Origin of the sequence: Enterococcus sp. 12C11_DIV0727 (genome assembly GCF_002148425.2) — a bacterium.
In the GTDB taxonomy this organism is placed as follows: domain Bacteria; phylum Bacillota; class Bacilli; order Lactobacillales; family Enterococcaceae; genus Enterococcus_L; species Enterococcus_L lemimoniae.
Genome location: NZ_CP147248.1, coordinates 3463748 through 3485974, shown reverse-complemented (window position 1 = coordinate 3485974; position 22227 = coordinate 3463748). Strand labels below are relative to the sequence as shown.

The 22227-nt window shown below is 37.1% G+C and carries 26 protein-coding genes and 2 tRNA genes; 3 read left to right on the top strand and 25 right to left on the bottom strand.

What is annotated here, in order from left to right:
* Positions 1–68 precede the first annotated feature (68 nt).
* Complete coding sequence (locus A5866_RS16645; protein ID WP_086281028.1) at positions 69–677, top strand: TetR/AcrR family transcriptional regulator; 609 nt, start codon at positions 69–71, stop codon at positions 675–677.
* Positions 678–741: 64 nt separating this feature from the next.
* Here the strand turns inward: A5866_RS16645 and A5866_RS16640 are convergent, their stop codons facing one another.
* From A5866_RS16640 to yidD, 15 genes are all read right to left on the bottom strand, one after another.
* Positions 742–927 carry a hypothetical protein gene (locus A5866_RS16640; RefSeq protein WP_086281026.1) on the bottom strand — a complete coding sequence of 62 codons (186 nt, stop codon included), beginning with the start codon at positions 925–927 and terminating at the stop codon, positions 742–744.
* A gap of 124 nt (positions 928–1051) precedes the next feature.
* Positions 1052–1123, bottom strand: a tRNA-Gln gene (locus A5866_RS16635).
* 11 nt (positions 1124–1134) lie between these two features.
* A tRNA-Tyr gene (locus A5866_RS16630) sits at positions 1135–1215 on the bottom strand.
* A gap of 90 nt (positions 1216–1305) precedes the next feature.
* Positions 1306–1539: a DUF2969 domain-containing protein gene (locus A5866_RS16625; protein ID WP_086444774.1), complete on the bottom strand. Its 234-nt coding sequence runs from the start codon at positions 1537–1539 to the stop codon at positions 1306–1308.
* Positions 1540–1720: 181 nt separating this feature from the next.
* Positions 1721–2575 (bottom strand): hypothetical protein, encoded by an 855-nt coding sequence (locus A5866_RS16620; RefSeq protein ID WP_086444775.1) that lies wholly within the window; start codon positions 2573–2575, stop codon positions 1721–1723.
* Between the two features lie 18 nt (positions 2576–2593).
* Complete coding sequence (locus A5866_RS16615) at positions 2594–3337, bottom strand: class D sortase (RefSeq protein ID WP_254907575.1); 744 nt, start codon at positions 3335–3337, stop codon at positions 2594–2596.
* Between the two features lie 37 nt (positions 3338–3374).
* Positions 3375–3950 carry a hypothetical protein gene (locus tag A5866_RS16610; protein WP_086444777.1) on the bottom strand — a complete coding sequence of 192 codons (576 nt, stop codon included), beginning with the start codon at positions 3948–3950 and terminating at the stop codon, positions 3375–3377.
* A gap of 246 nt (positions 3951–4196) precedes the next feature.
* Positions 4197–4850: a CBS domain-containing protein gene (locus A5866_RS16605; RefSeq protein WP_086444778.1), complete on the bottom strand. Its 654-nt coding sequence runs from the start codon at positions 4848–4850 to the stop codon at positions 4197–4199.
* A 4-nt stretch (positions 4851–4854) separates the two neighbouring features.
* A complete protein-coding gene (locus A5866_RS16600; RefSeq protein ID WP_086281007.1) occupies positions 4855–5556 on the bottom strand; it encodes an ABC transporter ATP-binding protein in 702 nt (233 codons plus the stop codon).
* A complete protein-coding gene (locus A5866_RS16595) occupies positions 5556–6332 on the bottom strand; it encodes an ABC transporter ATP-binding protein (protein WP_086444779.1) in 777 nt (258 codons plus the stop codon). The genes A5866_RS16600 and A5866_RS16595 overlap by 1 nt, the downstream gene beginning before the upstream one ends.
* A complete protein-coding gene (locus A5866_RS16590; protein ID WP_086281001.1) occupies positions 6313–7281 on the bottom strand; it encodes a branched-chain amino acid ABC transporter permease in 969 nt (322 codons plus the stop codon). Before A5866_RS16590 ends, A5866_RS16595 begins: the two co-directional genes overlap by 20 nt.
* Before the next feature lie 9 nt (positions 7282–7290).
* Entirely contained in the window at positions 7291–8169 is an 879-nt protein-coding gene (locus A5866_RS16585; protein WP_086444780.1) for a branched-chain amino acid ABC transporter permease, read from the bottom strand.
* Between the two features lie 112 nt (positions 8170–8281).
* Positions 8282–9448 (bottom strand): ABC transporter substrate-binding protein, encoded by a 1167-nt coding sequence (locus A5866_RS16580; protein WP_086280996.1) that lies wholly within the window; start codon positions 9446–9448, stop codon positions 8282–8284.
* Between the two features lie 491 nt (positions 9449–9939).
* A complete protein-coding gene (locus A5866_RS16575) occupies positions 9940–10818 on the bottom strand; it encodes an ROK family protein (RefSeq protein WP_086280993.1) in 879 nt (292 codons plus the stop codon).
* Positions 10819–10837: 19 nt separating this feature from the next.
* The gene (yidD, locus tag A5866_RS16570) at positions 10838–11128 is read right to left on the bottom strand and encodes a membrane protein insertion efficiency factor YidD (RefSeq protein ID WP_086280991.1); all 291 of its coding nucleotides are present in this window, start codon (positions 11126–11128) and stop codon (positions 10838–10840) included.
* Between the two features lie 218 nt (positions 11129–11346).
* On the opposite strand from yidD, the gene A5866_RS16565 reads away from it, so the two are divergent.
* Positions 11347–11496: an SPJ_0845 family protein gene (locus tag A5866_RS16565; protein WP_010771573.1), complete on the top strand. Its 150-nt coding sequence runs from the start codon at positions 11347–11349 to the stop codon at positions 11494–11496.
* Positions 11497–11547: 51 nt separating this feature from the next.
* Here A5866_RS16565 and yihA read toward each other — a convergent pair whose 3' ends face one another.
* Positions 11548–12129: a ribosome biogenesis GTP-binding protein YihA/YsxC gene (yihA, locus tag A5866_RS16560; RefSeq protein WP_010760746.1), complete on the bottom strand. Its 582-nt coding sequence runs from the start codon at positions 12127–12129 to the stop codon at positions 11548–11550.
* Positions 12130–12355: 226 nt separating this feature from the next.
* Positions 12356–13609, bottom strand: a complete 1254-nt coding sequence (clpX, locus tag A5866_RS16555) for an ATP-dependent Clp protease ATP-binding subunit ClpX (protein ID WP_010760745.1) — start codon at positions 13607–13609, stop codon at positions 12356–12358.
* Positions 13610–13798: 189 nt separating this feature from the next.
* Between clpX and A5866_RS16550 the strand changes: the two genes are divergently transcribed.
* Positions 13799–14827, top strand: a complete 1029-nt coding sequence (locus tag A5866_RS16550) for a lactonase family protein (RefSeq protein ID WP_339099703.1) — start codon at positions 13799–13801, stop codon at positions 14825–14827.
* 77 nt (positions 14828–14904) lie between these two features.
* Here the strand turns inward: A5866_RS16550 and anmK are convergent, their stop codons facing one another.
* From anmK to A5866_RS16510, 8 genes are all read right to left on the bottom strand, one after another.
* Complete coding sequence (gene anmK, locus A5866_RS16545; protein ID WP_086444782.1) at positions 14905–16032, bottom strand: anhydro-N-acetylmuramic acid kinase AnmK; 1128 nt, start codon at positions 16030–16032, stop codon at positions 14905–14907.
* Positions 16033–16065: 33 nt separating this feature from the next.
* On the bottom strand, positions 16066–17151 hold the full coding sequence (locus A5866_RS16540; RefSeq protein WP_086444783.1) for a DUF871 domain-containing protein: 1086 nt from the start codon (positions 17149–17151) through the stop codon (positions 16066–16068).
* Positions 17148–17420: a hypothetical protein gene (locus tag A5866_RS16535; protein WP_086280955.1), complete on the bottom strand. Its 273-nt coding sequence runs from the start codon at positions 17418–17420 to the stop codon at positions 17148–17150. The genes A5866_RS16540 and A5866_RS16535 overlap by 4 nt, the downstream gene beginning before the upstream one ends.
* Positions 17421–17512: 92 nt before the next feature.
* A complete protein-coding gene (locus tag A5866_RS16530; protein ID WP_422389664.1) occupies positions 17513–18811 on the bottom strand; it encodes a PTS sugar transporter subunit IIC in 1299 nt (432 codons plus the stop codon).
* A 563-nt stretch (positions 18812–19374) separates the two neighbouring features.
* Positions 19375–19737 (bottom strand): hypothetical protein, encoded by a 363-nt coding sequence (locus A5866_RS16525; protein ID WP_086444784.1) that lies wholly within the window; start codon positions 19735–19737, stop codon positions 19375–19377.
* Positions 19738–19759: 22 nt separating this feature from the next.
* Positions 19760–21043, bottom strand: coding sequence for an LXG domain-containing protein (locus A5866_RS16520; protein WP_254907576.1), 1284 nt, complete (start codon positions 21041–21043; stop codon positions 19760–19762).
* Positions 21033–21407, bottom strand: coding sequence for a DUF3958 family protein (locus tag A5866_RS16515; RefSeq protein WP_086444785.1), 375 nt, complete (start codon positions 21405–21407; stop codon positions 21033–21035). The genes A5866_RS16520 and A5866_RS16515 overlap by 11 nt, the downstream gene beginning before the upstream one ends.
* Complete coding sequence (locus A5866_RS16510; protein WP_086444786.1) at positions 21407–21718, bottom strand: TIGR04197 family type VII secretion effector; 312 nt, start codon at positions 21716–21718, stop codon at positions 21407–21409. Before A5866_RS16510 ends, A5866_RS16515 begins: the two co-directional genes overlap by 1 nt.
* Between the last annotated feature and the right edge of the window lie 509 nt (positions 21719–22227).

The window sequence follows — 22227 nt, the reverse complement described above, 5'->3', positions numbered from 1 at the left end:
AATACCCAAATTTGTGAGATAAGCAACAAACTTTAAAAATCTGTTGATTATTTCGAAAGGAAATTTTTATGTCAAAGAAAACTGACCTCCGAGTAAAACGAACACACAAAATGATTATTGAAGCTTTCTTTCACTTAGTTGAGGAAAAAGGATATGACTGTATAACGATTCAAGACATCGCCGACGAAGCAATGATCAATCGTGCGACTTTTTATGCTCACTTCAAAGACAAACAAGACCTTTATGAACAAATTTTTGATTTTGCAATCAATGCCTTCACTTCTGTTATTGATACGGAGCAGATCATCGTCAGTAATCGCATCAAAGTAAAACAGATAGAATTTTTACTAACCCATATTTATATCAATATTCAAAAAAACAAAAATTTCTTTTTGACGATCATGGATGGAAGTTCAAATGAGTTGTTACGCAAGAAGTTAGCAGATATCATTTATGAAAAATATGCGGATATCTTTTCTAAGTTGAAAATTACGGAGAATGATATTGAAGTACCGATTGATTTTATCATTGAATACATGACTTCTATCTTCATTGGCACCCTACATTGGTGGATCACAAGTGACACAGACATGTCGCCAAACCATCTGGCTAGACTTGTTATTAAACTGGTCGGAAATGGTCACCTGACCGTTCTGGGCCTAGAAATCGATAAATAACCCAGATTAAAGGAAAATAGGCTAAAACAACAGATAATCGCTGTTGTTTTAGCCTATTATTGATTTAGCGGTTTTTAGCACGCCATTTTTTTGTATGCGCCGTATCTCGAGTAGATACAACTTGGATACCTGTCGCTTTATCTTTGCTGTCTTTTTTAGAAAAAAGATTGACCTTTACATCATATTTACCTTCACGTGCTAAGTCATAGACTCTTTCTGCCGTTTCAGTTATTTTGTCTTTAATATTCATCGGGTTCACTCCTCATGCTTTTTATCCACTTTATCACATATTTTGAAAAAAGAGAACAGAAGTCACCCTGATTTTTCAAGCAAAAAAAAGAACAACTCTTAGTGAGTTGTTCTCATAAAAAAAACTGGGGTAGCTGGATTCGAACCAACGCATGACAGGATCAAAACCTGTTGCCTTACCGCTTGGCTATACCCCAAAGGTTAAAAATGGAGGAAAGTGGATTCGAACCACTGAACCCTAAGGAACGGATTTACAGTCCGTCGCGTTTAGCCACTTCGCTATTCCTCCAAAAGGTTTTAGTAAAAAACCTGACTTAGTTATAATACAAAACTTTTAACAAAAATGCAAGCCTTTTTCGAAAAAAAGTTGTTATTTATTTTAGTCGTTTAAATTCCATTGGCGAATCACGTATTCGATCGCTTCATCAAGCGTTTTCACAGTCGCTTCATTGCGTCCATCGATCACAACCGCAAATTTTTTTGCTTCTTGTGCAAGAACTTGACCGATTTCTTTCTTGCCGATCGTTAAGGTACTAACTGTGACTGACTCACCATTGATTTTTTTTTCAGTTTCTTCTATTTTTACTTCTATATCTTTATTTTTCTTCGACATCTTCATCCCTCCCAAGCCTCTATGGTATCACGTTACACGAAAAAAAGAAAGAGGCCGAGACAAAAGTGTTTAGCTTCTGCTTATTTCCGAAAGAGCTATTTTTTTCTCGCCGTTTATTCGAATTTAAAGAGCGGGATAAAACTGGTTTTTAGTTTTGTCCCGCTCTTTAATTGTTCTAAGTTTAAACACTAAATAATTGCTTTCTCTTCACTTCACTAAGTAAGCCAAAGACAATACCTGCTACAATCGAAACAGCTCCTACAACGATAAACAGCCATAAAAAGCTTGATAAGTAAGTTTGGATAAAATCATACATGGCCTTAGACTGAATACCAAGCCTCGTTAAAGTACCCTGAATTAGGATAATTGCTGGAACTACAAGCATCATCAAGCCACTACCAACCCAAACATAAGCCCAGTATCTAAATAAACGATGGACATACCCTCTTAACGAAGAATAGAGAGAAAAGCTTAGTAAAGCCCATAAAACACCACAAACAACCATAAAAATAACTAATGTTGATTTATAATTCATCACTTTACGTCCGTAAGAAACTAAAAACGGCAGCTCAACATAGCCTTTATAAATTTTCACAGCATTCTCTGAAAGTCCCGTGACAGCCGCCTCTGATTCTGGTGTTGTCTGGATGCCCTTCTCATTCATATAATTACTGATTGCCGTTGAAACAGTTGTTTGAATCTCTTTTTCATTAGAAATCGAATATTTTGTCCCAGTATTGTACATTGCGTTAAAATAGGCATCTACATCTTTTTTTACTAACTCTTTGCTGATTGATTGATGCAATACACCTTCTGGAATGTTACTTCCTAAAGCGCTATTTTCAATTTGTCGATTGATTTCTTCAGTCAACTCTGAATAATAGTCTGCTTTAACTGCTTGTTTTTCTATATAGCTTTCACTAAAAAGTGTCAATCGTAAGGTCAATAAAATCAAAAAGGCAAACAAAAATACAGAAGATAAGAAAGCAATAAAATAGCGAGAGATAGTTTTCATTAAATGACCACTTTTTTTCATCTGACGGGTTCTCCTCCTTTATGACTTCTCATCAATGATTGGTCCAGATACATAGTCTGCAGAAACAAAAACACGTTCTGGTGTTAAACCAATCGCATCTAATGGATAACAAGTATAAAGAATCAGTGATCTTTTTGAACGGTCGCCTAACTTCGTATTGATTGCTGAGTCTTTATAATTCGCAACCTTTACTTCTGTCACTTGATACGTATAATCGCCATAATGAGTATGGACCTCGACTTGATCACCAGGTTCTAAGTAATAGATTTTCCCAAAAGAAGGCAGATTATGCCCGCCGATCAACGTTGCTCCAAGATCTCCTGGAATCATACTGCCGATGTACTGTCCTGCCCCTAAACGCAAGATTTCTTCGCTATCTCCGTAATATAATGGCTCATTAATTCCAACTTTATCGATCACTACTTCCCCAAATTGATCTCCACCTACTGGATAGATCATACTTGAAGAAGCTAAATCGCCCGTTTTAGTCACTTCGATTCCATTCGCAACTGCTTTCGACTCTTGTTCAACGAGGTCCGCTGTCTGCTCAGTGGTTTGATTTACTGATTTATCGGTTACTTTTCCTGATGTTGTTTGCTCTTTTGTTGCATTTCTTTGTTCAAAAAGGTTCGTCCCTTTTTGCTCAAAATTCGGAGCATCATTCAGTGAAATCAATTCGACTGCTGAAGTAGCAAAATTAATGACAGGTGCGCCAATTATGTAAATAATGAGATAGCCAAAAAACATAAAGAGAAGAGGCATGTAAATAAATGCCCCTACTCTTTTTAATTGTTTCATATTATGCTAGTTTGTTCTTTCTGCTCACGAATACTGCACCTGCTGCAGCTACGATCAATGAGCCAAAAGTAATACCGCTTAATGCGTAATTAGAACCTGTGTTTTTCACTGGAGTTCCAGTTTTGTAAACAGGTGCGCCATTCGCATCTGTGATTGTTACTGCTGAGTAGCTTCCGCCACCAAAAGTAATTTTCACGCCAACAGCATTTCCAGCAGCAACTGCGTAATTTTGTACTTGAGAAATTACGTTAGCTGGCAATAATTTAATTGCACTTGCAAGAGAATTAGCACTTGATGTATTAACAGATACACTTTCAACTAATCCACGTGCTGCTTGAATATTTTTTACAGCCTCATCAGCTTGAGCTTGTGTTAAGTCAACACGTTTCAAGTGATTTGCAGCTGCGTTTGTTTCAGCCGCATCAAAATTGAATTTTTTACCGCCGATTGTTACACCAGCATTCAATTCATTAAGAATAGACTGTTCTGTTGTTGAAATAGCTCCATCAGCAGAAGCTGGTGTAGCAAAGCTTAATACCGCAACAACAGTCACGATAAATCCAATAACTTTTTTCATTTGTTTTCCTCCTATCTTAAATATTTATAATTAATTACAGATGTTCTGTAATAATCATACCAACAATAACCCCTATTGTTTTAGGACATAATGTACAAATAGTAAAACGTTAAATCTTTTACTATTTAAGTGTGATTAAAAGAGATTCTCCTTACCACACTATATAAAACTATCACATGCCAATATAATAGTCAAACTCTTTTTCAGTAAAAAATTTCTGGTAAATTCTTGCTATTATTGACTTTTTTATACTTTTTTTGATATAAATACCGCTTCAAAAACATCATAATTTGCTTCTTTTAAAATTTTTTCAATTTGATTAGTCTCGCGACTTTCAATTTGTAACTCAATAACAGTTTCTAACTCTTTACGATTTACGACAACCGTCAAAATGCTAAAATCATTATCGGCTAGCAACTTTGTAATATCCGCTAATATGCCTTTGTGATCTTCTGGAATGCGCAGTTGAACACGTGTCCCACCGTCATTGTACCCTGTGATTTTTAAGAATGCATCGAAAATATCATTATTTGTAATAATTCCGACTAGTGTCTCGTTTCCGTCTACAACAGGCAATACCCCAATATTATTTTGACGCATTTTAAAAATACCATCTTCTAAAGAAGCGACTGGTTCAATAGTTTGAACCTCTTTTACCATGATATCTGCTACTGTCGTCTTGTTAAGTAGGTAATTTACTTCATAAACGCTTAAGCTAGTAGCTTTTGACGGCATTGCAGATTGAATCGTGCCTTCTGTGATCAACCCAATTATGCGCTCATTTTTGACTACAGGTAAACGATGAATATTATTTTTTTTCATCAAATCTACCGCATCAAAAATTTTCATTTCTGGTTGAGCAACGACTAAATTTTTTGTCATAAAATCACTTACACTCATGCTTTTATCCTCCTAGATAGGCTTTTTTAACTTCTTCACTTTCAAGAAGCTCTTTTCCTGGACCGCTTAAAACAACTTCACCCGTTTCTAAAACATAGCCTCGATCTGCAATGGAAAGTGCCATTTTCGCATTTTGTTCAATTAGTAAAACGGTTGTTCCTTGTTTATTGATTTCTTTTATGATATTAAAAATTTCTTGAATAAAAATGGGTGCTAATCCCATCGATGGTTCGTCCAGTAGCAATAATTTTGGTTTAGACATCAGCGCCCGTCCCATAGCTAACATTTGTTGTTCTCCACCTGATAAAGTAGCTGCATCTTGGTTCTTTCGTTCTCTCAAAATAGGAAATCGTTCAAAAATCATCTCATAATCTTGCTTTAGCTCGCCATCTTTTCTCAAAAAGGCACCCATTTCTAAGTTTTCCTGAACCGATAATCCAGCAAAAACATGGCGACCTTCTGGAACTTGACACAATCCTGAAGCAACAATTTTTTGTGGAAGCATTTTTTGGATCTGTTGCCCTTCAAAAGTGATCGTTCCATTTGAGGGTCGATTCAAGCCTGAAATCGTTCTTAAAATCGTCGTTTTTCCAGCCCCATTGGCGCCAATCAACGACACGATTTCACCTTGTTCTACATTAAAACTAACATCACGAACAGCTTGGATTACGCCATAATGAACGGATAAATTTTCAATTGTTAACATTACAGTTCCCCCCCAAGATAGGCTTCGATTACTCGAGGATCGTTTTTGATTGTTTCTGGTTCCCCTTCAGCAATGATTCTGCCATATTCTAACACATAAATTCTTTGACAAACTTCCATGACTAAACTCATATCATGCTCGATCAACACAATCGTAATTTGAAATTCTTTTTGGATTTTCCTGATTAGTTCAGTTAAATCCGCCGTTTCTTGTGGATTCATCCCAGCTGCTGGTTCATCTAAAAATAACACTTTTGGCTGTGTTGCCAACGCACGCACGATTTCTAAACGTCTTTGTTCTCCATAAGGAAGATTTTTTGCTAGAGTTTGAACTTTATCTTCTAAGCCAAAAATTGCAAGCAACTCCAACACTTTCTTTTCCATCTCTTCTTCTTTTTTATAAAAAGTTGGCAAACGTAAAATACTCGATAGGATGCCTTCTTTATTTTTACTATTCATTGCAATCAATACATTATCCATGACCGTCAAATCTTTAAATAAACGAATATTTTGGAAAGTTCTGCTCAAGCCCATGTCGGCAATATGATATGGTTTCATTCCGTTTAAGACATGCTCTTTCCCTAAAACATCTAATGTCACGGTCCCATCGCTTGGCTCATAAACGCCGGTCAAAAGATTAAACAGCGTTGTTTTACCAGCACCATTAGGACCGATCAATCCAATCAATTCGTTGGGTTCTAAAGAAAGATTGACATTTGAAACGGCAGCCAGCCCACCGAAATTTTTTGTTAAGTTCTCAACGTTCAATAGAGGCATTTGTTTTGTCCTCCTTCTTCTTGAAGATTTTTTTTACCGAAAATTCCCACGTTCCAAGTAAACCACCTGGCTTGAAAATCATAATAATGATCAAGGCCAATGCGTAAATGATCATTCTTAATGCGCCTGCATCCTGTAAAAACATGTTCAAAATTCCTAGTACAATGGCTGCAATAAAGGTCCCTGTCACGCTACCGATGCCACCAAAAACCACGATGATCAAAATGTCGATTGACTTCATGAAACCAAAATCTTTTGGTGCAATCGTTTGAACATAACTTGAATAAATAGCACCTGCCACACTAGCTGTAACCGCACCAATAATAAACGCAACTACTTTATATTTAGTCGTATTAACGCCCATTGATTCAGCAGCAATCTCATCTTCTCTGATTGCCATTGTTGCGCGTCCTGGTCCACTGTGAATAAAATTAACAATGATTAAGGTCACAATAACCACAAATCCAAAGACCATCGACCAATTGACCATTGGGGGAATACCAAAGATTCCAGCAGGGCCATTCGTGATATCTTTCATGTTGATAATAATGATTCGAATAATCTCAGAAATTCCTAAAGTTGCAATCGCTAAGTAATCGCCTTTTAATCTCAATGTTGGAATACCAACTAATAATGCCACGATTCCAGATAAAAAGATTCCTAGTAAAATCCCACTAAAAAAACCACCCATTGTAGGATATTTAACGGACATGATCGCTGCACTATAAGCCCCGATTGCCATAAACCCAGCATGCCCTAAAGAAAACTGACCTGAAAAACCAATGATCAAATTCAATCCTAACGCTAACATAATATTGATTCCGATCGTAATCAAGGTATATTCAGTGAAGGGTGTAATAACCCCTGTAACATATAATACATAGATAAAAGCATAAGCTAATGCGGCAAGTAAAAGCCAAACGAAGTTATATTTTAAATTCTTTTTCATACTTACCACCTACACTTTCTCTTTGATGTTCTTGCCGAGAATACCAGCAGGACGAATCAATAAAATAATAATCAACAATGCGTATACGACTGCATCTTTATAATCTGAAAAACCAAGTGCTATCGTGATCGTTTCCAACAAACCGATCACAAAGCCGCCCAAAGCTGCACCAGGTATGATCCCGATTCCACCTAAAACTGCGGCAACGAAAGATTTAAGTCCTGGAACAACACCCATCATAGGATCGATAGAGTTATAATACAAGCCTATCAGCATACCTGCTGCTGCAGCTAATGCTGAACCTAAAGCAAACGTAAATGAAATAGTCCGATTAACATTGATCCCCATCAATTGCGCAGCATCTGCATCAACCGAAACAGCTCGCATTGCTTTACCCATCTTGGTCTTTTTCACAATCAATTGCAACGCAATCATCAGGACTATGGATATGATTAAAATAAGAACTTGAATATTTGAAATTTGAATAAAACCTAGTTGATAATTTTTAAATTCAATTGCTTGCGGAAATGATTTTTTCTCAGGTCCTAACCAGTAAATCATCCCGTTTTGTAGTAAAAATGAAACCCCAATCGCTGTAATCAAAGCTGCAATTCGTGTTGATTTTCTTAGCGGTCTATACGCTAAAAATTCGATTACAACACCGATTACCGCAGCTCCTGCCATCGATAAAATTAAGGCTGGGAAGAACCCTAAACTTAATTTATTAATAAAGAAATACCCCATAAAACCACCTAACATATAGATTTCTCCATGGGCAAAGTTGATCAATTTGATGATCCCGTATACCATTGTATACCCTAACGCCAATAGCGCATAAATACTACCTAGAAAAAGTCCATTGACTAGTTGTTGGATAACTACTTCCATGTTTATCACTTCCAATGTTTTAGAATAATTGCTATTTAATAAATGAAAAAAGAGGATGGACAAAACGCGGAACCTTGTCTCACCCTCTTTTAGTTTCGTCACGATAATGTTGTTAAGGATTTACAGCATCCGCAGATGTTTCTTTTCCTTCTGTCAAGCCTAGTACAACAGCAGATTTTTCAGGATTGTGATCTTTATCCATCGTCATTTTCCCTGTTACACCAACAAAGTCTTTTAATGAAGCTAAACCTGCTGTAATGTCTTTTGAATCTGCTGAATCTTTATCTTCCATTGCTTGTTTCAACATGTAAACTGAATCATAGCCTAAAGCGTTGAATGCAGATGGTTGTTTGTCATATTTTTTCTTGAATGCTTCTACAAATGGTGTTACTTTGTCTGTTGCAGGTGCTTTTTCTGAGAAATGACCTGTGTAATAAACTTCAGATACATTTTTCGCACCAGCGATTTCAACTAATTTTTCATCACCAAATCCATCAGCTCCAAGAATCGGTTTGTCGATGCCCATTTCACGTGCTTGTTTGATGATCAAGCCAGCTTCTGCATAGTAGCCTGGGATGTAGATTGCATCGTAATCAAGGTCTTTGATTTTTGTTAAGATGGCTTGGAAATCTTTGTCTCCTGCTGTAAAGGTTTCTTCTTTAGCGATCTTGCCTTTAAATGTATCTTTGAATGATTTTGTTAAGCCAATAGCGTAATCACTTGAGTTATCGCCAATGATCACAACGTTTTTCGCTTTCAAATTGTCTTGCGCAAAATTTGCTAAGATGACCCCTTGAAAGGTATCTTGGAAACAAGCTCTGAAAATATATTCTTGCACTTTGTCGTTTACAACAGTGATGCTGTCATCCGTCCCGGAAGGTGTGATAACTGGAACTGCCGCTTTCGTCATATTTGGAATCGTTGCTTTTGTTGCACCAGATGTTGCTGGCCCCACGACTGCAACAACTTTATCTTTTGCCGTTAAATTGGCTGCGACTGAGGTTGCTTCGCCATTTTCTGATTTATTGTCTTTTTCGATCAACTCTAATTTTTTTCCTAACACGCCACCTGCTTCGTTGATTTCCTCAACAGCTAAAGTGATTCCTTCTTTTTCAGCGTTCCCATACGCTGAAACATCTCCAGAAAGCTCCATGTTCATCCCAATTTTGATCGTATCGCCTTCAACCTTATTTCCACCGCCGCTTGCGCCTCCGCCAGCTGCTGGACCACATGCTGCTAGTAAAAAGAGACTAGCAAATAAAAAACTAAATTTTTTCATTTTATTTCCCCCTTGATTTTAAAGCTGATTGTGTTGATTAGCTCTGACTGGAAAATAGGAAAAACAGAATGTGGTGTCTTTTACCACAATCAGTTCTTATCTTTTTCCCAAAGAGCTAGCACAAAAAGCTAGATGATTTTAAAGCTTGTTGTGTTGGTCAGCTCTGACTGGAAAATAGGAAAAACAGAATGTGGTGCTTTTTGCCACAATCAGTTTTTATCTTTTTCCCGAAGAGCTAACACAAAAAGCTAGATGATTTTAAAGCTGAATGAATTCGTAAAGCCAGATAATTTTCTTTGCATATATAATTATTAAAGAAGTATGTATACAAATATAATCAATAACGAAAGAAATGTCAATGAATTTTCAGAAAATTTCTATAATTCAAATTATTAAGATTTGTCCGTTACTTATAATCCAAGATTTTACTCTCTCTTTTTCGTAAAAAAAAACGTCTCCTTGCACTCAGCAATTCGACGTTTTCGATTCGATTATTCGTTATTCTTTTGGCTCGTGATAAAATTAGCGGCCGCTCCAATCAGATTGGCATCATTTTCATATTTGCAGGTAACGATTTTTGGGATAAAGTCATTTAATTCAAAATGCGCTAGTTTTTCTTTCATTCGACGATTGACTTCATCTAACAATCCTTCTTTAGCAGAAACACCGCCACCCAAAACAATCATCTCTGGATCAAGTGAAAATTGAATGCTAAACAGGCCTTGGGTTAAATACTCATAAAAGAGATTGACTTCTTCTTTGGCCAATTCATCCCCATTTTCTGCTAAACGAAAAACATCTTCTCCAGTAAAGGTTTCTTTCTCTACGCCTTTTCGTTCGCAATAACGCCACGCCATTTGCACCGCAGTTCCTAACTTACTAAAGGCTTCTCCTTCATTTAGGTACATCAAACCAAATTCGCCGCCATAAAGATGGGCGCCTTTAGCGATTTGCCCATTATGAAAAATTGCCCCACCGATTCCAGTACCAACAACAACAAAAGCAACTTCTTTTTTCCCTTTTGCCGCTCCTTCATAAATTTCAGCCATCCCAGCACAATTTGCGTCGTTTTCGATTGCAACAGGCAGGTTAAATAGTTCTTCCAGTTCTTTAAAAATGTTAAAGCCGTGGATATACGGAATTGCTGAAATACCATTGATCAATTGTTTTTCAACATCAACCACACCTGGTGCACTTAATGCTACCCCTTCAAAATCTTGCGCCATTCCAACAAATACAGCTAATAAGGACGCTTTCATTTCTTCCCATGTTTTAGGAGTAGTGAATTTCCCTTTGTCGGTCATTTCTTGTCCGTTCCAAACCCCATATTTTACTGCTGAACCACCAAAATCAAATGCCAAAATCGCCATGTTTTCTGCCCGCCTTCATCTATTTATTGTGTTTGTTTCTTCTATAGTTATAGGGACCATGATATTCTTGATCCGGATTTCTTTTTAAACTAAATTTCAACGGTACATAATCGATTCCGCCTTTGGTCAGCGGATGACATCTTAAAAATCTCGCTGTCCCCATTGTCACACCTTTGATACTACCATGTGTTTGGATGGCATCGATCATATATTGTGAACATGTTGGGTGATAGCGGCAACTAGCTGGAAGCCCAGGTGAAATAAAACGCTGATAGCCGCGCACCATTCCAACAAAAATATTTCCTGCCATTTCGTCCCTCTTTTCTCTATTCGAAAAAACTATACCTTGTTTTGTAATTGAATGCAAACTTACAAATTGAAAGTAAAACTATTTTTATATAAATTCTTACGATTTGAAAAAGAAAACTATTCAAATTTCTGAAAGGATGCTAAACTAGAGAAAAGAAGTGAAGGCTGAACAAGGTCATAAGCTTCTATTCAATCTAAAATGAAATGGAGCAAACCAGCATGGGCTTAAAATTTGAACGTACAGATGACTTAGATAAATTGTTTGACTCTTTTGCAGTAGATCCTAAAAAAGTCGAAATGCCGAAAGAAGAACTAGAAAAACAAGCAGCGAAAGCTGAACAAAAAGAAGAAAAGAAAAAAGAACAATAAAAAAGTAGCTTTGACTGCTCTCATAAGTGAGTCGTCAAAGCTACTTTTTTATTATAAATATTTTTCAATCGCTTGCCAGGCTTCTTCTTTTCCTTCTTTGGTTTGCGAAGAGAACAGAATAAAATCATCAGATTTATCGAAATTCAAGGCTTTCTTGATCACACTCTCATGTTTATTCCATTTACCACGAGGAATTTTATCTTTCTTCGTTGCAACCACGATTACTGGGATATCATAGTATTTTAAAAACTCATACATTTGAATATCTTCTTGCGTTGGTGCATGACGCAAATCGACTAACGAAACAACAGCCTTTAATTGCTCTCTAGTTGTCATATAGGTTTCGATCATCTCGCCCCATTTAGCCCGTTCTGTCTTCGACACTTTGGCATAGCCATAGCCAGGAACATCAACAAAATGCAAGGCGTCTTCAATTAGGTAAAAATTCAACGTTTGCGTCTTCCCTGGTTTCCCAGAAGTTCTGGCTAAATTTTTACGGTTGATCAACGTATTGATAAAGGATGATTTTCCGACATTTGAGCGACCTGCTAAAGCAATTTCTGGAAGCTCTGTTTCCGGATACTGTTTAGGTGAAACCGCACTAATAATAATTTCTGCGTTATGAACATTCATAATTGAACCTCCTTCGTTTAAAAGCGGAACAAGCCGTTTAGCTCTGACAGAAAAATAGGAATAAGGTGCTTTTTACCTTATTCCTATTTTATCTTTTTCCCGAAGAGCTGGCTTGTGCAGCTAGATAAGTTACAAAGCTGAACGAACTCGCAAAGCTAAATAACGTTGTTGTATAAAAATCAGTAAAAAAGTAGAGACGCATCTCTACTTTTTTGTCTTTTAACATTTAGCCAGCTTTTTTATCTTTTTTATTATACACAATCGCTGGTTTCCCTGTACCTTCAACCGCCATTTCGGTGATGATCACTTTTTCGATCGTATCATCTGATGGCACATCAAACATCACATCCATCATGATTTCTTCAATGATTGAACGTAAACCGCGAGCACCTGTATTACGCTCGATTGCTTTATTGGCAATCGCACGAAGAGCATCCTCATCAAATTCTAGTTCTGTGTCATCTAAAGATAATAATTTTTGATATTGTTTGACTAGTGCATTTTTAGGTTCAGTCAAGATACGAACTAAATCATCTGTCGTCAACTTCTCTAATGCAGCTGTAACAGGTAAGCGCCCGATAAATTCAGGAATCAAGCCGAATTTCAACAAATCTTCTGGAATGATTTGTTGCATTACGCTCTCGTCTTCATTCAACTTGCTGTTTTTTGTACCGAAACCGATTGTTTTTTCGCCTAAGCGATTTTTTACCATGTTTTCAATCCCGTCAAAGGCTCCTCCAACAATAAACAAGACATTTGTTGTATCGATTTGGATAAATTCTTGGTGGGGATGCTTACGTCCGCCTTGTGGTGGCACGCTAGCAACTGTTCCTTCCAAAATTTTAAGCAAGGCTTGTTGCACGCCTTCACCTGAAACATCTCTTGTGATTGAAACATTTTCACTCTTACGGGCAATTTTGTCGATCTCATCAATATAGATAATGCCTTTTTCAGCACGCTCTACATTGAAATCTGCTGATTGTAACAGTTTCAATAGAATATTTTCTACGTCTTCCCCGACATAGCCTGCTTCTGTAAGACTTGTTGCATCCGCAATCGCAAATGGTACATTCAATGTTCTAGCCAATGTTTGGGCTAAAAATGTTTTCCCAGAACCTGTTGGTCCAATTAAACAAATATTGCTCTTTTGTAATTCTACATCTTCAGAGCTTGAATTTTCTGATTGATTTACACGTTTATAGTGATTATAGACAGCCACTGCTAATGAGCGTTTTGCCTGATCTTGTCCAATTACATATTCGTTTAAGACATCCAATATTTCTTGAGGTTTTGGGACATCCGTTAATTCACGTACGGCTTCGTCGTAAAATTCTTCATCAATAATCTCTTTACATAAGTCGATACATTCATTACAAATATAGACACCAGGTCCAGCAACGATTTTTTTCACTTCTTCTTGTGTCTTACCACAAAATGAACAGCGAACTGCACCATTGTTGCTATTTGTATTATCGTACATGCGTGTCACCCCTCTAAAATTAAAAATGACTGTCGTTACAGTCTTAAAATATAATAGCATAAATCAAGTGAAAATGCGAACATTGGATTTGGAAAGATTTGCTAAATAAAGGAATTCTTATGGTATACTAAAAGAGTTAAATCAATTGCTGATTCTTAGTAGTATTCAGTAAAAAATGGAGGGAATTTCATGCTGGAACAAATTTTATTAGGGACGTATACACGTCGAGAAAGTAAAGGGATTTATCAGATTACGTTAGATACAGAAAATGGAACACTTTCTGACGCAACTTTATTAGTAGAAGAAACGAGCCCAACCTACTTAGCGTTAAATCAAACAGGTGACTTATTCAATGTTACTTCGGTTGATGGTGAAGGTGGTATGGCTGCTTATAAACACAATAATGGACAATTTGATTTATTAAATAAAGTCACTGAAGCCGGCGCTCCTCCATGTTATGTAGCGCTTGATGAAGAAAAACAACTGGTTTTTGGTGCCAATTATCACCAAGGAATCGTTCATGTTTATCGTATTTTAGCCGATGGACAATTAGAACATACGGATAAGATCGTCCATGATGAACCAACTGGACCGCATGAAAATCAAGACAATGCACATGTACATTATACAGACTTAACACCCGATCGTCGTTTAGTAGTCTGTGACCTTGGGACTGATCGCGTGTACACATATGACGTCAGTGAAGCTGGCAAATTATCTGAGGTTGCCCAATATGTAGCAGAACCTGGAACTGGTCCTCGTCATTTAGTCTTCCACCCAAATAATCAATTCGCTTATCTGTTTGGTGAGTTAGATAGTACTGTGACGGTTTTAGCTTATAATGCGGCTGATGGTTCTTTTGAACAAGTTCAAAAAGTATCCACTTTACCTGTTGGGTTCAACGAATTCAACGGTGGTGCAGCGATTCGTATTTCAGCAGATGGACGTTTTGTTTACGCATCAAACCGCGGACATGATTCGATTGCTGTTTTTGCAACAACGGAAGACGGTAGTAAAGTTGACCGTATTCAATTGATTTCAACAGAAGGTGAGATCCCTAGAGATTTTGATTTAGATCCTACAGGAAAATTTGCCGTTGTAGCGAATCAAAATACGGATAATTTAACCCTTTATCGTCGTGATGAAACAACAGGTCTTTTGGAAATGATCCAAAAAGATGTTTACGCACCTGAGTGTGTCTGTGTTTATTTTAAATAGAAATATAAAAAGAGCGGTGCAAAATCCTAATTATTTTGCACCGCTCTTTTTTTTAATTTCTATTATTAATCAATTATTTAATAGTAGGTGATACTCCCTAATGGGACAGCTTTTTCCGCACCGGTAGCACTTGGAACATTGCCGGGACAATGCTGTAAGGTTTGATTGGCTAAAACAGCCATCGCAATCGCCTCTTTGGCTTCTGAAGAATAACCCATTTCCTCTTGGATCATCACCTTGACTTCTGGAAGCTCTGCTTTGATCATTGCAATCAAGGTTTGATTGTAACTCCCCCCGCCGCCAACAATCAATTCCGTTTCATCTTGAATAAACGGTTGAACAGCTTTGGCAATGGTTTTAGCAGTATACATTGTCGCTGTTGCAATAAAATCTTTTGGGACAAGTGACCATTTTTCAAGTAGGGCTGTCGTAAATTGTTTGCCAAAATCTTCTCGTCCAGTTGTTTTTGGATAAGGTTTTTGAATGTAAGGATGCGCTAATAATTCTTCTAACAACGCTTGGCTAACTTTGCCTTGACTAGCATAAGTTCCATTTTCATCATACGCTTGATTGAAAAAGTACAAGCATAGTTCATTCATGATGACATTGCCTGGTCCAGTGTCAAATGCGATCATATCGTTTATGTTTCCTGATTTTGGAATTACTGTTACATTGCCGATCCCACCAATATTTTGCAACAATCTAGTTGTATTTGGCTTTTGATATAACACGTATTCTGAATATGGAACAATTGGTGCTCCTTGACCGCCAACTGCCATATCCCGTTCTCTAAAATTCGAAACCACCGTTGTTTTCGTTCGCTCACAAATCACTGCCGGATCTCCAATTTGAAATGTCGAGGCGTAAAGAGTATCTCGAGCAAAAGGAATATGAAAAATAGTCTGACCATGACTGCCGATAAAAGCAAGTTCCGTCGAAGCAATCCCAGCTTGCGTACAAACAGCTAAGGTTGCTTGGGCAAAGCACTCCCCTAATTCAATATTCAAGGAACAAATTTTTTCTACGTCCGAACTTTCAAGTGATAGTGCTTCACGAATTCGCTGCAAAGTTCCCTCACTAAAGGGTACCGTTAAAAAGTCGATCAGTTTAACGGCGGTCGTTTCATTTTTACCAGAAATTTCTACTAATGCGGCATCGATGCCATCTAATGATGTTCCTGACATTAAACCTATTGCATAAACCATCTGTTTCTCCTCTATTCTATTATTTAATCCAATTTAGACTTCATGGAAGGCAAATTTTTGCCATGGTCTAAGGTACGATAATAAGATCTGATCAGCTGCGGTAACTTGGCCTACCACATTGGATTTCCCAGCGTTTTCCATCGGTAATAATGCAACTTGCAGTTCTCCTGCGTAATGAGCACATAGCGAGGTTTCAATAATAATATCGCCAGTATCCATGTTGACTGTATTAAAAGGGATGAACTCATGTCCTTTGTATTTTACACGACTTTGCGTTGAACGGATCACATAATCAGAGACATCCCCACGATTAAAGTGAAACTCTTCTAAAATAATTTTTCTTTCTAGTGCTGGAGTTTTTGGATCGATCACACAATCAAGCGTTAAACGATATGGGTCGATTTCACTCAATGCTTTTAACTCTGCTTCAGAGGCAAAGGCATTGGCAATGATCACATCATCGATCACATTTGTCGCCCATAAATGTTTTGCTTGAGTGGTGATTGGCCAAGTTCGGTGCATTTCTAAGGTACATAAGCCTTCTTCTACTGGCCACGGCCCAATCGTTGCCGTGGGAGAATTAATAAATGCGGCCGTCCGAATCCCATGTTCTTTATAGACTTCTGATGTTGCGATAAAATGGTCATAATTCAATCCTGTGTAACGATGGGGATAAAAATTATGGCAGCCCAATAATTTATCTGAATTTGCTTGATAGCTTAGAATATTTTCCAAATATCGAGTACCTGAACTAATGTTTAATTCAATTGCTAACTCTTGCTGATTAAACGTCATGATCGATTCTTCATTTCCTGTAAATCCCATGTCTAAGCGAATTCCGTCCGCTCCGATTTCTTTAAAAAATAATAAATCATCATAACTGATGCCTAATGCTCCAAATACTTTAGGACTCACATCTGCAATAACTTCCATTCCTAATGATTTTCCATGAGCAATCGTTTCTGTAAACTCTTTGACAATCTGGTCTTTGCCTGCTTCTACCGATAATAAACAAGTAAAGACACGCTTAAAATTATATTTCGCCGCTAAATCCAGATAGTCTTTGATTTCTGCTACACTGTTATGATTTGGGTAAACTGAAATCCCTAATTTTCTCATTGACTCGACCCCTTTTTAGTTTGTTCAGCTAATAATCGACTACTTTCAAAAAAGACAACAGCTAATAAACCGCTGATGCAAAAAATCGCTTGTTTGATCATTTCCGGCATAGTTGGAAATAAAAGCGTTGGAATCAACGCAATCAAAAAGACCGAACAACCGATCAACCAACGATTAGGTAATAAATCCTTCTTTTTTAAATAGTGGGTCATAATCAACCCAACCACGATGAATAAAACACTTGTGGCCATAAATACTAATTTCGTCATTCTATTCGTCTCCTCGTCTCAAAAGAAATGACGAAACGAAAATGTAGTAACAAGGATTTTCGTTTCGCTCATTTTTATCTGATTAGCCGTCTTTAGTTGCTGACAGCATGTTCTTTTTCCAATTCATTGTTATCATATATCATCACAAATGGATAATAGATCACGACGGAAATAATGATCAGGACAACACTTAAAACTGCTGCACGCCAATCGCCCCCCGTTGCTAAATAAGCGCCAATTGGTCCAGGTAATGTCCAAGGTGCCGTAAAGATCACACGATTGACCAAACCAAACTGAGTGACAAACCAAGCAATCGTTGCAGTCACCATTGGTGTTAAAATAAACGGAATGATCAAAATCGGATTCAATACGATCGGTGTTCCAAAAATCAACGGTTCATTGATATTGAAAATAGCTGGTGCTAACGTCGCTTTCCCTAGTTTTGAAGCAAATTGAGATTTTGTTTTAAATGCTAATAATAACGCTAGTCCAATTGTACAACCTGATCCACCGATCCAGACAAACCATTGATAAAAAGGCTCTGCCGCAATATTTGGTAGTTCTTTACCAGCTGCCATTGCCGCAGTGTTTCCATCCAATAATTGCAACCACAACGGTCTTGCTAACGACCCAACGATCGATACACCATGAATCCCGAATGACCAAAAGAAGGTAATCATAAAGATCAAGAATAAGACACTTGGCAAACTATCTGCAGCGCTTACTAAAGGGCTTACAATTTTAGAAATCGTTGAATGCCAATCGAAACCAATAAAGTAAGTTAACGTAGAAATCCCTAAAATAACAATCAACGTTGGTGTTAACGTTTCAAACGATCTCGCTACAGCAGGTGGTACTTGTTCTGGCATCGTGATTTTGAATTTTGATTTATCCGTTAAACGATAAATTTCAACGGCCAAAATCGATGTGATGATTCCAACAAACATTCCGCCGCCACCCAAATTAGCCATTGGCAATACAAACCCAGCTGTTCCAGCCGCATCTAACGCTTCTGCTGGAATATTGACTGGAACAAACGTCAATAGAAAAGCGATCGTTGCTAAAATTCCACCTGAAATGACATCCAAGTTATATGTTTTGGATAAACTTGCCCCAATCCCAAATGTTGCATACAAGGTCATGATGTACATCGTCATGCGATAAGGTAATAAAATAGTTGCCGCATTTGATGTTAAAAACTGCGTGATTCCCCAATCCGCCGGTAACGGTGGAAAGGCAATAATTAAGAAAAATGATCCAATGATGATCAACGGTAATGTGGCAATGATCCCATCTCTGATCGCACGTAAATGACGCTGATTCGCTAATTTTGCCATGGGACCTGCTAAATGTTCTTCGATAAACTCAGTAAACTTCTTCACTATTCTCATCTCCTATTTTACATTGAACTGATATAAAAGCCCTTACAAAAACAATCAAAAAAATTTGAAAAAAATCGACATAATTGCCTGAACCTACTTATTTGACCCACCAAACTAAACAATGCCTACGAATCTATCTACATCAATTAAAAACGATCATCCCTCCTGCTAGCCCATTTTTTCGTTTTTATCGTTAGTGAAGTGAATAATGCGAATCGATAATTAGCTATTTCTTCTATCGACAACCCCATCATACAGTTAACGAATCTTTTTTTCAACATTTTTATCTAAAAAAACGAAATAAAATTTCAATAAACAAACGAACATACCGAAAAAAGCACACTTAAACATCCAAAAAGATTAAAATACATTAAAATACAATATTTTCAATTGAAATTAAATTCCTAAAAAATGAACGAAAATATGTAACGAATCAAAATCGTGGATGCAAGATAATCAACTGGACAGTTCTTTGGTTTTGAAACAGTTTAAGAAATGGTTAAAAGACCAGCAACCGTGACGATGGCTGCTGGTCTTGATTTTTTATTAAGAAGAGTACTGTTATAGAGCGTTTATTCTATCTCGTCTTTTATTCCTTTTTCTTGAAGAAACTGTTTTTTTATTTCTAAATATTCATCGACTGCTTCTTCGATTTTCCTTTGACAAACTGATTGCCATTTTTTAATTAATTCTTCTCTAACAGCTTCATAATTTTCCGTTTCTGGTTCAATATCCATCTCCCCGCCAAACCCAGCAAAGTCTTCTAAAGTCTGTACAATGCCATTTTTCCCTGCATACGCAAGTTCATAGTCTGCATAAGTAAAACTAATTCCACTACTCACTAAATCTTCAAACGAATTACTGTCATCTAGTACTTCTTCTAGATTCAAATTATCTTCAAAATACATTTCTAACAATACATGTTTCATTCTCATATTATGTTTACTTCCTCTTTTCTCAGTATTTATGTCCAGTAATGACATCTTTAAGTTTTATATTACCATTTTTATCCTTTTCATATATTACTCTACCTCCGCCACGATTTACACCAGTTCCTTTCCCTCTAATATCAATGGCACGTTCTCCTTTTCGGTCTCCTTTTAGTCCATGATCATGTAATCCCGTACTATCACCATTTTTCAACTTATCTAATGCTTTATCCAAAGCCTTTTTCTGCTCTGGTGATAATTTTTTTATCTTTCTTTCTACATTTTTAGGTATTTCAATTTCAATTTTTTTTGTTCCTTGCCAAGATGGTGCATTTTTTATCTGGTCTATAATCCCTTTTCCCACGACAATAGCAGCGGCTCCACCTACCGTTACCTTCGCAGCTTTAATTAGATTTTCTAAGATTGGTGCGCCAGGAATCGCCAACGGAGCAACATTACGCACAATTTTTAGTTGTGTTACTTTATATTGATCTCTCTTCAAAAAGTCTTTGCACTGATCCAGTATTCCGTATAATTCAGATTCCTCTCCTGGATAAATCCACTTTCCATTTTTCTTAATATACCATGATTTAGTTTTACCATAATCAATACAAACTATTTCATAACCATCCAATTTCCCAATTTCTTTTTGCATCTCTGCTTGTCTAACCGCATCAATCTTCTTCTGACGTTTATCCCAGTTATTCCCAATCAGTTTCGTCCAAAACAAATTGACCCTACTTAAATCAAACGTCCCTGATGTCGGATCCCATGCCGCCCCTTTTTCTACCTCTGCCAAGCCGGCTTCCAAATTAGCCAGCTGTGCTTCAAAATCAGCAAATAAGTTCGGTGAACTTGCGTTAAATTCATACAGTTTCTGCAACTTCTCTTCATTCTTTTGAATTGAACTTTGCACGCCCATATAGCGTTGTTCCGTGCGTTGGTTAGGCTCTTTTTCCTTATCCATTGTACGTGCTATATTTTGGAGTAGCGCTTGTCCTTGAGTGATTTCAGCTTTTAATTGCTCCTCGATCACATCACAAGTATCTACCGCTGATTGAAACTCCTCTGGAAATTTACTGTGAGCTTCGACTAAGGCCTCACATGCTAGTATAAACCCACTTGCTAACGATGGGTAGACTGCTGAGAAATAAAGTTTCGCTGAATCGTAGGTTTTACTGGAGAGTGGTGCACTCATAAACGCATTAACGCTATCTGTCAGTGTGCCGCAAAATTGGCTATACTCGTTAGCCATTTGCTTAGCAGCGGCGCTTTGTGACTTCACTTCGCCAACATAAAAATCAATAGCCATAGCGATTGTCCTCCGTTTCCTGCTCTTCAGAAAACAACTGCATCCTCTCAGCGTATAATTTATCTTCTTTGTCTCTAAGCTGTACTTCTTCGTTGACCAAATGTTCGGCCATATCTTCTAATCGTTGGCGCTCGTATTGGTGTAGACGGTTCGCCTCTTCATCTAACTTTATAAAATGACCGACAAGCCGAGATCCTTGATTATTACCGATCAGATCTTGATAATAGCGTTGTTCTTGTTGGTGAATCGAAAAATAATCCGCTTCCAACTCTTCTAATTCTCGAATTTCACGACGTTTTTCCTCTTGATCAATGCTTACTTGTCGTAATTGTTGATTGATTTTTAATTCTTTTGCTTCACTCATTACCGCCTGTCACCTCCAAGATTTGGAGAAAACATGGGTAAATCAAAACTTTTCTTAATTTTTTGATCAATTTGGCTAAATTCTTGTGCCACTGAATGAATAGCATTGCCATCACGTGCGATTGCATTTGATATGCGTTGCCCGCAACTGTGCAGACTGGTTAAGCTATTCTTCGCATTACTATTTCCACTCACGGTGGTTCGTTCTGCTTTAGTCGTTGCTTCATTCACAGATGCAAAACCGCTGGCCGCTTGACTGAACTGCGCTGAAACGCCTCCTGCCACAGTTAGACTGCTTTTGATTCCTGACATTTTACAAACCCCTTTGCCCTGTTTTTTACACCTATATATCCAACCCCTCAACATTCATTTTGACACATTTAAACGCCTTATAGTTATCAATTATTTCTTTCTGTTGTAAAAAAATTGCAAATTTAATTCTTAAAATCATTTTTTTATAACATACAAAAAAACAGGTTTATTACTTAATTAAAGTAATAAACCTGTTTTTGAAAATACTCTATCAACTTCATTTCAATTTAATTATTTAAACTCTAAACCATCCATCATTCCTTTTAATGCTAGTATATTACTTTCACCAGCATAAAAACCTAAATATATATTTAGCAAGCTAAATTGATTTGAATCAATTTGCCATTTATTATTATTATTTTTTTGAACTTTAAGCTTAAGATAACAGGATCTTTCTTTACTGAAATCGTCTCAATTTGACGAGAAAATAGTTGATGTAGGTAACCAGCTTTATCTTCTATTTTCACTTCTTTTGATTTTTGCACTTCCGGTTTTAAGGCATATCAATA